14 protein-coding genes are annotated in these 12,838 nt (G+C 73.7%); 4 read left to right on the plus strand and 10 right to left on the minus strand.

Annotated features, from left to right (window positions below):
- Window positions 1-126: 126 nt before the first annotated feature.
- The 5 genes from C466_RS10995 to C466_RS11015 form a co-directional block, all read right to left on the minus strand.
- Entirely contained in the window at window positions 127-684 is a 558-nt protein-coding gene (locus C466_RS10995) for a halocyanin domain-containing protein (protein ID WP_004595976.1), read from the minus strand.
- Window positions 685-813: 129 nt separating this feature from the next.
- Window positions 814-1,356: a DUF2249 domain-containing protein gene (locus tag C466_RS11000; protein WP_004595974.1), complete on the minus strand. Its 543-nt coding sequence runs from the start codon at window positions 1,354-1,356 to the stop codon at window positions 814-816.
- Between the two features lie 93 nt (window positions 1,357-1,449).
- Complete coding sequence (locus C466_RS11005; protein WP_004595973.1) at window positions 1,450-2,145, minus strand: alpha/beta hydrolase; 696 nt, start codon at window positions 2,143-2,145, stop codon at window positions 1,450-1,452.
- A complete protein-coding gene (locus C466_RS11010) occupies window positions 2,142-3,140 on the minus strand; it encodes a VOC family protein (protein ID WP_004595971.1) in 999 nt (332 codons plus the stop codon). The genes C466_RS11005 and C466_RS11010 overlap by 4 nt, the downstream gene beginning before the upstream one ends.
- Before the next feature lie 70 nt (window positions 3,141-3,210).
- Window positions 3,211-3,576: a hypothetical protein gene (locus C466_RS11015; RefSeq protein WP_004595968.1), complete on the minus strand. Its 366-nt coding sequence runs from the start codon at window positions 3,574-3,576 to the stop codon at window positions 3,211-3,213.
- A gap of 123 nt (window positions 3,577-3,699) precedes the next feature.
- Here C466_RS11015 and C466_RS11020 point away from each other — a divergent pair, with 123 nt between their 5' ends.
- Window positions 3,700-4,098, plus strand: a complete 399-nt coding sequence (locus C466_RS11020) for a DUF5830 family protein (RefSeq protein WP_004595966.1) — start codon at window positions 3,700-3,702, stop codon at window positions 4,096-4,098.
- An 82-nt stretch (window positions 4,099-4,180) separates the two neighbouring features.
- Window positions 4,181-6,133 carry a 2-succinyl-5-enolpyruvyl-6-hydroxy-3-cyclohexene-1-carboxylic-acid synthase gene (menD, locus tag C466_RS11025; protein WP_004595964.1) on the plus strand — a complete coding sequence of 651 codons (1,953 nt, stop codon included), beginning with the start codon at window positions 4,181-4,183 and terminating at the stop codon, window positions 6,131-6,133.
- A gap of 26 nt (window positions 6,134-6,159) precedes the next feature.
- Here the strand turns inward: menD and C466_RS11030 are convergent, their stop codons facing one another.
- Window positions 6,160-6,609 (minus strand): hypothetical protein, encoded by a 450-nt coding sequence (locus C466_RS11030; RefSeq protein WP_004595962.1) that lies wholly within the window; start codon window positions 6,607-6,609, stop codon window positions 6,160-6,162.
- Between the two features lie 72 nt (window positions 6,610-6,681).
- Window positions 6,682-7,047 (minus strand): BsuPI-related putative proteinase inhibitor, encoded by a 366-nt coding sequence (locus C466_RS11035; protein ID WP_004595960.1) that lies wholly within the window; start codon window positions 7,045-7,047, stop codon window positions 6,682-6,684.
- Between the two features lie 121 nt (window positions 7,048-7,168).
- Here C466_RS11035 and C466_RS11040 point away from each other — a divergent pair, with 121 nt between their 5' ends.
- Window positions 7,169-7,996, plus strand: coding sequence for a DUF2797 domain-containing protein (locus tag C466_RS11040; RefSeq protein ID WP_004595957.1), 828 nt, complete (start codon window positions 7,169-7,171; stop codon window positions 7,994-7,996).
- Window positions 7,993-8,652 carry a trimeric intracellular cation channel family protein gene (locus C466_RS11045; protein ID WP_004595955.1) on the plus strand — a complete coding sequence of 220 codons (660 nt, stop codon included), beginning with the start codon at window positions 7,993-7,995 and terminating at the stop codon, window positions 8,650-8,652. Before C466_RS11040 ends, C466_RS11045 begins: the two co-directional genes overlap by 4 nt.
- 52 nt (window positions 8,653-8,704) lie before the next feature.
- On the opposite strand, the gene C466_RS11050 is transcribed toward C466_RS11045, so the two are convergent.
- From C466_RS11050 to C466_RS11060, 3 genes are read right to left on the minus strand one after another with little or no spacing between them, the layout of a single operon-like run.
- Window positions 8,705-9,751, minus strand: coding sequence for an ABC transporter permease (locus C466_RS11050; RefSeq protein ID WP_004595952.1), 1,047 nt, complete (start codon window positions 9,749-9,751; stop codon window positions 8,705-8,707).
- Window positions 9,744-11,747 carry an ABC transporter permease family protein gene (locus C466_RS11055; protein WP_004595950.1) on the minus strand — a complete coding sequence of 668 codons (2,004 nt, stop codon included), beginning with the start codon at window positions 11,745-11,747 and terminating at the stop codon, window positions 9,744-9,746. The genes C466_RS11050 and C466_RS11055 overlap by 8 nt, the downstream gene beginning before the upstream one ends.
- On the minus strand, window positions 11,744-12,769 hold the full coding sequence (locus C466_RS11060) for an ABC transporter ATP-binding protein (protein ID WP_004595948.1): 1,026 nt from the start codon (window positions 12,767-12,769) through the stop codon (window positions 11,744-11,746). Before C466_RS11060 ends, C466_RS11055 begins: the two co-directional genes overlap by 4 nt.
- Window positions 12,770-12,838 lie beyond the last annotated feature (69 nt).

The raw sequence follows: 12,838 nt of genomic DNA on the forward strand, positions 1-12,838 counted from the left end.
CCGGTCGCGTTCCGAGGTCGTGAGAATCCGGTCCGGGCGTCCGCCGTTCGAGGTGCGAACGATCGGTCGAAGAAAAGCGGCTTCGTCGGGCGGGTTCGCGGAGCGCGGTTCAGCGGCGCCGGGTGGTCACTGGACGACGACGGCGCCCTTCATGCCGACCGACGCGTGGGGCGTACAGACGTACTTCTGTATGCCGGTCTCCTCGAAGGTGTACTCGAAGGTGTGGCCCTCCTCTTGGATCGTCTCGCTCTCGAAGTCGCCCGACTCGGCGGAGACGTTGTGCCCGCCGCCGTTCCCGGTCCACTCCCAGACGACGGTGGTGCCGGCGCTCACCGCGACGGCGGCCGGGCCGAACGAGAGCCCGTCGCCCGCTCCGACCTCGACGGTGACCTCGTCCTGGCCGGTGGCGTCGACGGTCTGCTCGTAGTTGTTCGCGCCGTCGAACCAGCCGCCGTAGTCCGGCTCCTCGCCGAGGTACTCGACGTCGCTACCGGAGCCCCCGTCACTGCCGTCGGACCCGTCACTGCCGTCGGAGCCGTCGCTCCCGTCGGAACCGTCACTGCCGTCCGAGCCGTCGCCGCCGTCGCCGCCCCCGCCGGAACACCCGGCGAGCAGGAGGCTCGCGCCCGCAGCGGTCGTCGCCTGTACGAACCGTCTCCGTTCGAGCGTCGTGTCGTCTGTCATGTGGTCTATCGTTGGTGGGGTGTAGTTGTAACGCCCTGCGCGTCGCCTCGCCCGTCTGGAATCGCGTCGAACACGTTCGGGGGTTTCGCCCGCCGGGCCCCGGTCGGTCGACCGCTCGGTTCCGGTCGCCTACGGCTCTCCCCGCGGCGCCAACACGACCAGCGCGGTCCCGTCCTCGCGCGCGGTCGGTTCCACGCTCCGCTCGCCGTCGAACCGGAGCAGCTCGCCGGCCTCGACGCGGTGGGTCTCGCCGTCGAGGGCGACGTCGAAGGCGCCCTCCAGCGCGTGGAACAGCACCGTTCTGTCCGGGTGATCGTGTTCCGCGACGCCCTCGCCCGCCGCCAGCGAGAGGCGGACGGTCTTCGGCTCCTCGCCCGGGAAGGCCGACGCGTGCGGCTCGCCGTCGAGGTCGTCGAGCCGGACCGTCTCCGGTGCCGCCCCCGGCGCCGCCTTCGGCAGCTCGGCGACGAACCGCTCCGGCCCCTCGCGCTCGACCGCGTACGCCTCGTCGTCGAACGCGGGGACCTCCGCCGACAGCTCGTAGTAGAGCGGCTTCGGGTCGTGGTCGTTGACTATCGTGAGCGACTCGCCCGGCTCCAGGTCGGCGAACGCGTCGTGGATCCGGTCGTGTCGCTCGTTCGGCGGGATCTCTCTGACGTCGAGTTCTGCCATCGCCTCGTCCTCGACGCCGCAGCCGCATGTCGGGCGGCGCGAACACGTTCGGGACCGACGGAGCCGCGCGGGGCCGCTCGGGGAGAGAGCCCGTCAGCCGTCGCCGAGCAGTCCATCGATCCGCTCGCCGATCTGGCCCATCGTCGCGTCCGAGAGGCCGTGTCCGTCGCCCGGGTCGATACGGCACTCGACCGCCGCACCCGCGCGCTCGAAGACGCGCGCGGTCGCCCGGACGCGATCCGGGGGCACGTACGGGTCGTCCTCGCTGCTGACGAGCGCGATCCGGGTGCCGGCGAGCGGACCGTCGCCGTCGCGCTCCACCCCCTCGACCGCCTCGGCCTCGCGAGAGTCGAGGTCCTCGCCCGGCAGCGCCGCAGAGGCGACGAACGCGCCCCCGAACCGCCGAGGTCGGCGCCGCAGGAACTCGGCGACGACCGCGCCGCCCTGCGAGACCCCGACGAGGACGACGCGCTCGGGCGGGACCCCGGCGTCGCGCGCGACGTCGACCGCGCTCGCGACGCAGTCGGCCGCCGAGGTCAGCGCGGGCTCGTTCGCCGACACCGGCGCCCCGTGCGGCGCCGGGAACCACGTCGACCGGACCGCGCCGGGCGCGAGCAGCGTCGCGCCAGACCGGTAGAACTCGTCCGCGAGGCGGACGAGCCCCTCCGCAGTGCCGCCGCGCCCGTGGACCAGCACGACCGCGACCTCGGCGGCCGCGACCGGCGCGCCGCCGGTGACGAGCGTCGCCTCGGCGTGCGGTCCGGAGACGCCGGGGATCCGCCGGCTCACTCTTCCGTCTCTCTCGCCCCGCCGTGTCCGCCGGTCTCCCCTGGCCCGTCGAACGCCGGCAGCTGCGACTCGATCAGCTCGCGGTCCGTCTCGAACCGCGGCGGGAGGTAGAGCGCCGTTGCGTGCCCGGTCGCCTCCGGGTCGGTGAGCCCCGGGCCGGGCGGCCCGTCGGGGGTCGGCGCCTCGGTCGCGAGCTCGACGAGGAGCCCCCCGGGGCCGCGGACGTACAGCGAGTGGAAGAAGTGGCGGTCCTTCACGCGAGACACGTCGTACCCGCGGTCGCGGAACAGCCCGTGCCACTCCAGGAGCGTCTCGCGGTCCGCGACGCGCACCGCGGCGTGGTGGAGGGTCCCCGGGCCCTCCCGGAGGTACGACGCGTCCCGGTCGAGCAGGTCGACGGCCGTCGCGCGGTCGCCGGGCGCGCGGTACCGCACCCGGTCGCCCGCCTCCGCCTCGTACTCGAACCCGAGCGTCTCCAGGACGCTCGCGGTCCCGTACGGGTCCGCGGGGAGCGCGGTCACCCCGCGGAGCCCGCGGATCGCGTGCGCGGCCGGAACGGGGCCCTCGGTCCAGGGGTCAGACCCGCCGGTCTCGGTTTCGACCAGTTCGACCCGCGTCCCGGAGGGGTCCGCGAGCGTCAGCCCGCGGTCGCCGAAGCGCGCGCCCGGACCGATCGGCGCGAACTCGACGCCGCGGTCCGCGAGGCGGTCGCGCCAGTAGCCGAGCGAGTCCGGCGGCACGGCGAAGGCGACGGCCTCGTAGCCGGGTTTCCCGGTCCGTCCGGGCTCCGCGTTCTGGTCGGGAAAGACGGTGAACACCGAGCCCGGCGAGCCGGTCGCGTCGCCGAAGTAGAGGTGGTACTGGAGGCGGTCCTCGTAGTTCACCGTCCGGCGGAGCAGGCGGAGCCCGAGCGTCCCGCCGTAGAAGGCGGCGTGGGCCTCGGGGTCGCCGACGATCCCCGTGACGTGGTGGAGCCCGGGGGTGTCAGAGAGCATGGGGACGGTCGGCGCCGCGCGGGAAAGTCGGTGTCGGTGGGGGCGATCGCCGAGGCTCGCGATCGAGGCCTCAAGAGAGCCACAGCAGCCGCACGTTGCTCGCGGTGAGGTACGTCCCGGTCGCCGTGAGCAGCACCGGCGGGAAGTAGTACAGCAGGCCGTCGCCCTCGCGCGCGCCCTCGACGCTGATCCAGAGCATGACGAGGTAGACGGCGATCTTCAGGGCGACGAGCCCGGAGAGGCCGAACGACTCCAGGGCGACCCGCACGACCGGGTTCGCCTCCTCGATCGTCGGGACGTATCGGAGGAAGGCGATCGTGGAGACCACGTCCCCGACGCCGTACGTCGCGGTCGCCGCGATCCACAGCCAGTAGAACTCGTTCGGTCGCCGGCGGTAGGCGGGGCGCCGACGGGACCGGTCGCGGGATCTGACCACGCTCAGAGCTGTCGGCCGCCAGACGTGAATCTGCCGGTCCGCGGAGCCGCCGAAGCCCGCACCGCGTCCGGGGCCCCGCAGCCTTCCAGCCGACTTAAGAGGGATCGCGCCGTCTCGCCGGGCGTGACGGAGCCGTCGACCCGCGAGGAGAAGCTGGAGCTCGGCGTCGAGCTGCTGGCCCATCTCGAACGCGAGGAGCTCGACCTCGCCGCCGCGGTCGACCGGATCGAGACGATCACGACGAGCCCGGCGCTCACCCGCGACATCCTCGACGCGGCCGAGAAGCGCGGGATCATCGACCGCGAGGGCGCCCGACTGCGGGTCCGGCGTAACGGGACCTACGTCGAGTACGACAGCCAGGTCGTCGCGCGCGAGGGCGACTTCGAGTGCCGGCGGTGCGGCACGTCGATCTCGACGGGCCACTTCATCCGGCTGGACGCCGGGGAGCTCGGCCCCTTCGGCTCCTCGTGTATCCGGAAGGTGACCGGGCGGGAGTCGGAGTCGCCTTCGGAGTCGGAGTGAGCGCGGCCTCGGCCGCTCGCCCGCCGTCCGACCGTCGACCGAACTCGCCGGAGTATTTACGTCGGCGCCCGAAGCGACGGTAATGACCGCGCCGAACCGGAACGTGCTGTGGGCGAACGCGCTCGTCGACGAGCTCGTCGCCGCGGGCGTCGACGCCGTCGTCGCCTCGCCGGGCAGCCGCTCGACGCCGCTGACCGTCGCCGCCGCGGGCCACGAGGAACTCACGGTGTTCTCCCAGTTGGACGAGCGTTCAGCCGCGTACTTCGCGCTCGGCCGTGCCCGCCGGACCGGCCGCGTGACGCCGCTGATCTGTACCTCGGGCACCGCCGCCGCCAACTACCACCCCGCCGTGATGGAGGCGAGCGAGGCCCGCGTCCCGCTGCTCGCGCTCACCGCCGACCGCCCGCCCGAACTGCGCGACTCCGGCGCCAACCAGACCGCCGATCAGGAGAAGCTGTACGGCGACGCCGTCCGCTTTTATAAAGACCTCCCGGAGCCGGCCGCGAACGACCGGGCGCTCCGCTCGCTTCGCACCACCGTCGCCCGCGCCGTCGCGGCTGCGGAGGGCGCCGACCAGGGACCGGTCCACCTCAACGTTCCGTTTAAAAAGCCGCTGGAGCCGACGCCGGTCCCGGGCGACGTGCCCGACGACCTCCCCGAGGCGGCCGAGCGCGGCCGCGACGGCCCCTACGTCGACGTGACGGCCGGCGCCCCCGAACCGGGCGACGACGAGCTGCGCGCGCTCGCGGCCGAACTGGGCGACGCGGACCGCGGCCTGATCGTCGCCGGCCCCGCCGACCCGCCGGGCATCGACCCCGAGTCGGTCACTGCGCTCGCGCACGCGACCGGGTTCCCCGTGCTGGCCGACCCGCTCTCCGGGCTCCGGTACGGCGGGCACACGCGCGTCGCGCCCGTTGTCGGGAACTACGACGCGTACCTCTCGGCAGACCTCGCGGGCGGCGGCGAGGAGGGCGACGGCGACGCCGCGGGGGCGGCTCGTGAGTGGGCCGACCCCGACCTCGTCCTCCGGCTGGGCGCCTCGCCCACCTCGAAGCGCCTCCGGAAGTACCTCGCCGAGACCGGCGCGGACCAGTACCAGGTCGACCCCGCGGGGCGCTGGCGCGAGGCCGAGTTCGCCGCGACCGACCTCGTCGTCGCCGAGCCGAGCCGGCTCTGCGCCCGCCTCTCTCGGCTCGTCGGGGGCGGGAGCGGTGAGCCGGACTGGCGCGCGCAGTGGGAGGAGGCGGACCGCGTCGCCGAGGCGGTTCACGTTCGGGATGCGGACGCGGACGGAGGAGACGACACGGACGCGGCGGCCGACGTGACCGCGAGCGACGAGGCGGACGCCGGCTTCCACGAGGGCGACGCCCTCCGCGCCGTCGCGAGCGCGCTCCCCGACCCGGCGACGCTGTTCGTCTCGAACTCGATGCCCGTCCGCGACCTCGACCGGTTCGTCGGGCCGACGACCGCGAACGTCACCGCGCTCGGCAACCGCGGCGTCTCCGGGATCGACGGGATCGTCTCCAGCGCGCTCGGCGCGGGGAGCGGGAGCACGGACGACCTCACCCTCGTCGTCGGCGACATCGCCCTGTACCACGACTCGAACGGCCTGCTCGCGGTCGACCGCTGCGACGTCGACGTGACGGTGGTCGCGGTCAACAACGACGGCGGCGGCATCTTCCACAAGCTCCCGATCGAGTCGTTCGAGCCGCCGTTCACCGAGTCGTTCAAAACGCCGCACGGGCTCGACTTCGAGCCGCTCGCGGAGCTTCACGGCCTCGGCTACGAGCGGATCGACGCGCGCCCCGACGCGCTCGCGGACCGCGGCGAGACGCCGGCCGAGCGCGCGCGGGCCGCCGCTGACGACGTCGGAGCCGCCGTCTCGCGGGCGCACGGGGACGACGGGTCGCACCTGATCGAGGTCGACACGGACGCCGAGGCCAGCCACCGGACGCGGGAGCGGCTCGCGGCCGCGGTCGAGCGCGCGGTCCACGGCGAGAGCGCGGCGCGTGGCGAGGGGACGGACTCGTCGTAGTCGCGCGGGGGTCCGAGCCGTCGTGATCAGGGGACGATCGGACTCGGTCCCTCGCCGCGGCGCTCGCCGAGCGAGACCCCGGCGTACGCGACGACCGCGAACTGGATCCCGACGCCGAGGCTCGCGCCGAGCGCGAAGACGGCGGTGGCGACGGGGCCGCGGTCCGGACCGAGGTACCAGAGGACGACGGCCGAACCGAGCAGGAATGAGGCGGTCGCGCTCGCGCCCGTCGCCAGCGCGGTCAACGTGGCTGAGACGTCGGCGTCCCCCAGGCCGGCGAGGAGCGCGGCGCCGAACAGCAGGCCGTAGACCAGCAGGAACGCCGTGAACTGGGCGCTCACGAGGTACGTCGAGAGCGCCTCGGCCGACGGGAGCGAGACGGGGGATTCGAGGAGGATCGGCGAGAGCCGTCTGATTCCGCTGACCGCGAGCGCGACGATCGCGGCGACGATCGGAGGGAGGGCTGCCGTGCGCATACCCGTGAGCCCACGTCGACATCACTTATAAATCTCGATCGTGAGAGGGCGCCGGACGGCCCTGTTCCCGACTCACTCCACGTCGACGACCGCCTCCGCGCGCACGTCGCGGTCCGTCGCCGTCGCCTCGCCCACGACTCGGTAGGTCCCCGAGGGCGGGTCCCGCCACGTCGCCTCGTAGCCGACCGCCTCGCCCGGGCCTATCGCCTCGCTGCCGAGCGCCTGCGTGAACATCCGGCCCGCGCCGTAGCGCCAGACCGGATCGTCCCCGTCAGCGGCCGAGCCCTCCGCACCCTCGTCCGCCGGGTAGGCGGTGAACTCCGCGCGCTGGCCGGTGCGGAAGTCCAGCGTGACCGGCTCCGAACCCGCGTTTTCGATCCGCAGCGAGAGCGCCACCCCGTCGTCGGCCTCGGTCGCCGCGAGCGCCGCGTCGAGCATGGTCGCGTCTGCGAGGTCCGCGAGTAAAATACCTCGGCGGGCCCGTTCCGCAGATCCGCTCGGGAGGGGGACCGAGGCGGTCGACGACGCCTATAAGCCCCGCCTTCCCCTACCTCGCGGCGTGCAGGTCGTCGGCTACGAGACGGACGGTGCGAGCGGCTCGCCCGACACGGACGGCGACTCGGAACGGGCTCCGACCGCCGAGGCAGACGGACCGATCGGCGGCGGGCTCTACGTCGCGAGCGGCGGCAGCGTCGACTACGTGGACGCGGGCCCGGGCACCGAGCTCGCCTTCGGGCTCGGCGAGCGGCGCTGCGCGGGGACGGTCCACGAAGGCGATCATATCGCCTGTGACGCGTCGGACGCGCCGTACTGCGACGACCACTCGCACGTCTGGGTGTGCGCGCGGTGCACCGGGACGTGCCTGAAAGACGAGATGGACTGCCACGAGACGCACGCGATGTACCTCGCCGCGTTCGCGCCGGACGTGCTGAAAGTCGGCGTCACCAGGGAGTGGCGACTGGGCACTCGCCTCCGCGAGCAGGGCGCCGACCGCGCGGCCCACATTCGGACCTTCCCGAACGGGCGGATCGCCCGCGAGGTGGAGGCGGAGCTGGCCGCCGGCGACGACCTCGTCGACCGCGTCCGCGTCCCGACGAAGCTCGACGGGTTCGGACGCGCCGTCGACGAGGCCGCGTGGGAGGCGCTCCTCGACCGGTTCGACCCGATCGAGCGGTTCGACTTCGACTACGGGCTCGACCTCGACGAGCGCCCCGTCGCGGAGACGATGGCGGCGGGGACCGTCCGCGGCTGGAAGGGGCGCGTACTGGTGCTCGACCGCGGCGGCTCGACGTACGCCGTCGACGCGCGCGACCTCGTCGGCTACGAGCTGACGGACGCGGTGCCGGAACGTGAGCTCCAGTCGAGCCTCGGCGCGTTCGGCCGATGACGGGGGGAATTCTCTCGCTTTTGTTCGGCGACCCGTTCGCCGCGATGAACACGGTCGGGCTGGTCGCGTTCGCGCTGGTCGGCGCGAGCAAGGCGGTCCGCGAGGAGTTCGACCTCTTCGGCGTCGCGGTCGTCGGGCTGGCGATGGCGTTCGCCGGCGGGGTCACCCGCGACCTCCTCGTCGCGCGCGTCCCGCTCGCGCTGCGCTCGCCGGTCGAGATACTCCTCGGGCTCGTCGGCGTCGCGCTCGCGGTCGGACTGAGCGGGTGGCTCGCAAGCCCCGACGAACACCCGGTGACGCTCGTCGCGGACGCCGTCGGCCTCGCCGCGTTCGCCACGACCGGGGCAATCGTCGCGACGGACGCCGGGGTGTCCGTCTTCGGCGTCGTCGCCGTCGCGACGATCAACGCGGTCGGCGGCGGCGCGCTCGCCGACATCCTCCTCGACCGCGCGCCGTTCATCCTCTTCGAGGACTTCTACGCGAGCTGCGCCGTGCTGGGCGGCGTCACGTACTGGCTGGTCGGCGCGCTCGGCGGGCCCTCGGGGGTCGCGGCCGCGACGTGCGCGGCGGTGACGGTCGGCCTCCGGCTCGTCGCCGTCGCGCGCGGGTGGCGGCTCCCGACCGCGAAGCGGTTCGGCGACCGCTTCGGCGGCTGATCTCCTCAGCGACCCGACCGCTCGGCCCCCGACCGCTCGGCCCCCGACCGACTCAGCGACCGAACCCCTCGACCGCGACGACGCGCCGCACGCCGAGGTACGCGGCCGCGGCGATGGCGGCGTACGCGACCACGAGGACGCCCGTCGTCGCGTCCGCGCTGTCGATGGCGAGCCGCGCCACGGCGTTCGCGGGGCCGCCGGCCATCGCCGTCGCGCCGCCGAACAGCACGAGGACCGCGACCGAGTAGAGCAGCTGCGCCGCCTGACGGTCGGGCGCGACGGCCGCGATGCCGACCGCGACGGAGACGACGAGCGTCGTCAGCGCGGTCATCAGCGCCAGGATCGGGCCGACGTTCGCGACCGAGGTGCCGTTCGCCTCGAGGAGGAGGAGCCACAGCAGGGCTTGGCCCGGAGCGATCCCGATCGCCGCGGCCGCCTTCCCGTCGACGATCTCGGCGAGCGTGACGGGCGCGACGCGGAGCAGCTCCATGGTCCCCTGATCGAGCTCCTCCGTGATCGAGTCGACGATCAGCGACCCCGAGATGAACACCGGGAGGAAGACGAGCAGGGGGATCAACACGGTGTACGTGAACGTGAAGTACGGGCTGGTGTCGCTCCGGTCGGGCAGGGGGAGCGGCGACTCCTCGAGGGAGGAGGCTCGGGCGTCGCGCTCGTTCAGCTCGTAGGTCCGCAACAGCTCGCGCAGCTGCACCACGATCACCGTCGTCTCCACGGTGGCGTCGGGGGCGGTGACGGCGGCCGACACCCGCCCGCTCTCCGCGCGGCTCGTGACCACCACCGCGTCGGCCGCGTTCCGCTCGAACGCGCTCCGCGCGGCGCCCGCGTCCTCGTACGGCGTGACCGAGGCGCCCGGGACCTCCGCGGCGGCGCGCTCCAGGTCGTCGACCGCGTCGCCGGCGGCCGCGACCTCGATCTCCGCGCCGTCGAGCGCGCCGGGGTCGTACATCGAGACGAGCCCGACGACGAGGAACGACGAGAACATCGCGATGAACAGCTGGATCCCGATCGCCAGCAGGATCGTCTTCTCGGCGCGCAGCCCGGCGAGCTCCCGCCCGGCGATCGTCAGGCGGCTATCCAAGGCTCACCACCCCCACGTTGTACGCGGCGTGCCCCAGCGTCGCGAGCGTCAGCGCCAGTGCGTAGGCGGTCCGGCCGCGGCGCGCCCCGAGGGCGGCGACGCTCGTCGCCGTCGCGTGGAGGACGAGCGGGGCAAAGAACAGCGCCGCCAGCGCGAGCGGCGGCAGCCCGGAGAGCCCGGCAACGTCGGCGAAGGCGGCGCGGCCGAGGAACAGGTCGGTGAGGCCGACGGCCTGAACGACCGCGGTCGCCTTCTCCGCGAGGAAGAACCCGGTCCCGGAAGCGAGGCCGACCGCGAGCGCGACCCGATCGGTCCGCTCGAAGACGCCGCGCTCGAAGCCGGCGTAGAGGCCGACGCTCTTCGCGACCTCCTCGATGAACGCGATGGTCACGAGCAGCACCGGGATCGACACGGTGACCGGCAGCGCGAACAGCACCGCGACGGCCAAGAGCTCCGCGACGAACACGAAGGGGATCGTACAGGCGGTGAGGAACGCGACCGAGCCGAGCGCGCGGAGCCGGTCGCGGTCGAGGAGCCCGCCGCCGACCGCCCCGCCGACCGGGACAGCGGAGAGCCGTACCGCGAGCGCGTCGAGGAACTTCCGCGTCACGGGCTTCTGCGAGAACATGTCCTCCTCGCGGTAGACGCCGAGGCCGAGGCCGAAGAGGAGGGCGGCGCCGACCGCCATCGGCGCGGTCGAGAAGAGGACCTCGCCGGCCGAGACGGCCTCGCCCTGGAGGTCGAAGACGACGAGCGTCAGCGGCGAGACGAGCGCGACGGGCGTCACGTTCGTGAAGATGGCGGGGACGAACGCGTAGGTGGTCAGGAGCACGCTCACGCCGACCGTGACGAAGGTGAGCTCCTTGAACGAGCGCGCGAACATCGCGCCGACGAAGGTGGCCCCGAGGAACGTCGCCGCGACCGGCGCCACGGCGACCACTGAGAGCGCCCCGCCGCCGACGAGGAGCGCGATGAGGCTCGTGACGACCGCGGCGGCCGCCGCGTACGGCAGCGTCTTGCCGGCGACGATCTCGGCCGGCGACAGCGGCGTGACGAGCAGCGGCTCCCCGCGGCGGTTCGTCCGCTCGTCGAGAATAGAGGAGCCGTACGCCTGGATCAGGAAGTTCATCGGCACGAGGAAGGCGAACGCCAAGAGCAGCGAGGTGAACGGGAACGGCGGCGTGATCGACCCCGGCGAGCCGACCGTGTTCGCGCCGAAGGCGGCGCCGCCGATGGACGGCACCGCGAAGCCGCCGTCGTCGTCGGAGTCCGCGCCAGAGCCGACGGACCCCGCGTCGCCGGTGCTGTCGCCTCCCTCGCCGCCGCTCGTGCCGTCGCCGCCGTCGCTCCCGTCGTCGCCTCCGCCGGTCCCGGCGTCCGACCCGTCCGTCGACCCGCCGTCGCTCCCCCCGTTGCTCCCGCCGAGCGTCGCGCCGTCGTCGACGCCGGTCGTTCGGCCGACGTACCGGAGCGTGACGACGACCGGGAAGGCGGCCGTCTGGTTCGGCTCGGCGCGCATCAGTCGCTCGTTGTGCGACGCGACGGCCTCGCGGACCGACGCGGCCGCCGCCTCGCCCTTCTGCGTGTCGCTGGCGCGCACCACGACCTCATCGACGTCGGCGGCGTCGATCGATCCGTCGTCGCCGGAGCCGGGCCGTACCACCGTCACCACGACCGCGTCGGCGGAGTCGCCGAGCGACGCCGACCCGGCCGGGACCGGGCGCAGCGACGGCGCGTCCTCGATCGCCTCTGCGTACGGCGACTCGGCGTCGACGCCGACGCGGTACACGTCCTGGTCGACGTCGAGCCCGGCGACACCGGTCGCCACGCCGACGCCGACGACGCCGCCGGCGACGAGGAGGAGGGCGACCCCCGCCGCCAGCGTCCGGCGGTCGACGCCCCCCGACGCGCGGGCGGACTCCCACTTAGCGACTCGGAGGACGCGGCGGACGCCGACCGCGAGGCGTCGGCCGACGCGGCGGAACCCGTCGATCACTCGGTCGCCTCCGTCGCCGCCGGCCTCGCCGTCTCGGTTTCCGATTCGTCGCCGTCGCCATCGCCGTCGGCGTCGCTCTCGGCGTCGGTTCCATCACCGCCGGGGTCGCCGGTGTACCGCCCGGGCATCGGTCGCCCGACGATGTCGAGGAACACGTCCTCGAGGCTCGGCTCGCGGCTCCGGATGTCGACGACCTCGCCGCCGGCGTCGCCGGCGGCCTCCCGGACCGCGGCGACCGCGTCCATGCTCGGCACGGTCGTTCGGAAGCGGTCGCCGACCTCCTCTGTCGTCGCGTCGAGCTCGTCGAGCCCGGGCGTCGCGGTCGGCTCGACGTCCGTGAACACGCGGTACGTCGTCTCGCCGTGTCGCTCGCGGATCCCGTCGACGCTCCCGCGGGCGACGATCCGGCCCTCGTTCATCACGACGACGCGGTCGCAGACCGACTCGACGTGGTAGAGGTTGTGCGCGGAGAAGACGACGGTCTTGCCCGTCTCGCGGAGCTCGCGGGTGAACGCCAGCACCGAGTTCGTCGTCACGGGGTCGAGCCCGGACGCGGGCTCGTCGTACACCAGCACGTCCGGGTCGTTGACGAGCGAGCGCGCGATGGCGACCTTGCGTTTCATCCCCTTCGAGACGTCGCCGAGGCGGCGCTCGCGGTGGTCCAGTTCGAGGCGGTCGAGCGCGGCCTCGATCCGCTCGTCGGCGACCTCCCGGGGCACGTCGTAGAGGTCGGCGAAGAAGCGGAGGTACGACAGCGCAGTCATCTCCTCGTATAACGGCGACTCCTCCGGCAGGAATCCGAGGTGTCGGCGCATCTCGGGGTCCGAGGCGTCGAACCCCGCGACGGTCACCTCGCCGTCGGTCGGCTCGACGAGGCCGGCGAGTATCTTGAGCGTCGTCGTCTTCCCGGCCCCGTTCGGGCCGACGATCCCGAACACCTCCCCGTCGTCGACGGCGAAGTCGCTGTCGACCACGGCCGCGAAGTCGCCGTACGTCTTCCGCAGCCCCGAGGCCTCGATCATGCGCTCGGGTCCGGCGGCGGCCGGGTTAAACCCACGCCCGCGGTTATCGGCGGCGAGAACGGCCCCGTC

Source organism: Halorubrum distributum JCM 10118 (assembly GCF_000337335.1).
Lineage (GTDB): Archaea > Halobacteriota > Halobacteria > Halobacteriales > Haloferacaceae > Halorubrum > Halorubrum distributum.

Bases quoted from the DNA above. Each gene is read 5' to 3' on its own strand.
- C466_RS10995 (WP_004595976.1), bottom strand. From the start codon at position 684: ATGACAGACGACACGACGCTCGAACGGAGACGGTTCGTACAGGCGACG.
- C466_RS11000 (WP_004595974.1), bottom strand. From the start codon at position 1,356: ATGGCAGAACTCGACGTCAGAGAGATCCCGCCGAACGAGCGACACGAC.
- C466_RS11010 (WP_004595971.1), bottom strand. From the start codon at position 3,140: ATGCTCTCTGACACCCCCGGGCTCCACCACGTCACGGGGATCGTCGGC.
- menD (WP_004595964.1), top strand. From the start codon at position 4,181: ATGACCGCGCCGAACCGGAACGTGCTGTGGGCGAACGCGCTCGTCGAC.
- C466_RS11030 (WP_004595962.1), bottom strand. From the start codon at position 6,609: ATGCGCACGGCAGCCCTCCCTCCGATCGTCGCCGCGATCGTCGCGCTC.
- C466_RS11035 (WP_004595960.1), bottom strand. From the start codon at position 7,047: ATGCTCGACGCGGCGCTCGCGGCGACCGAGGCCGACGACGGGGTGGCG.
- C466_RS11045 (WP_004595955.1), top strand. From the start codon at position 7,993: ATGACGGGGGGAATTCTCTCGCTTTTGTTCGGCGACCCGTTCGCCGCG.
- C466_RS11060 (WP_004595948.1), bottom strand. From the start codon at position 12,769: ATGATCGAGGCCTCGGGGCTGCGGAAGACGTACGGCGACTTCGCGGCC.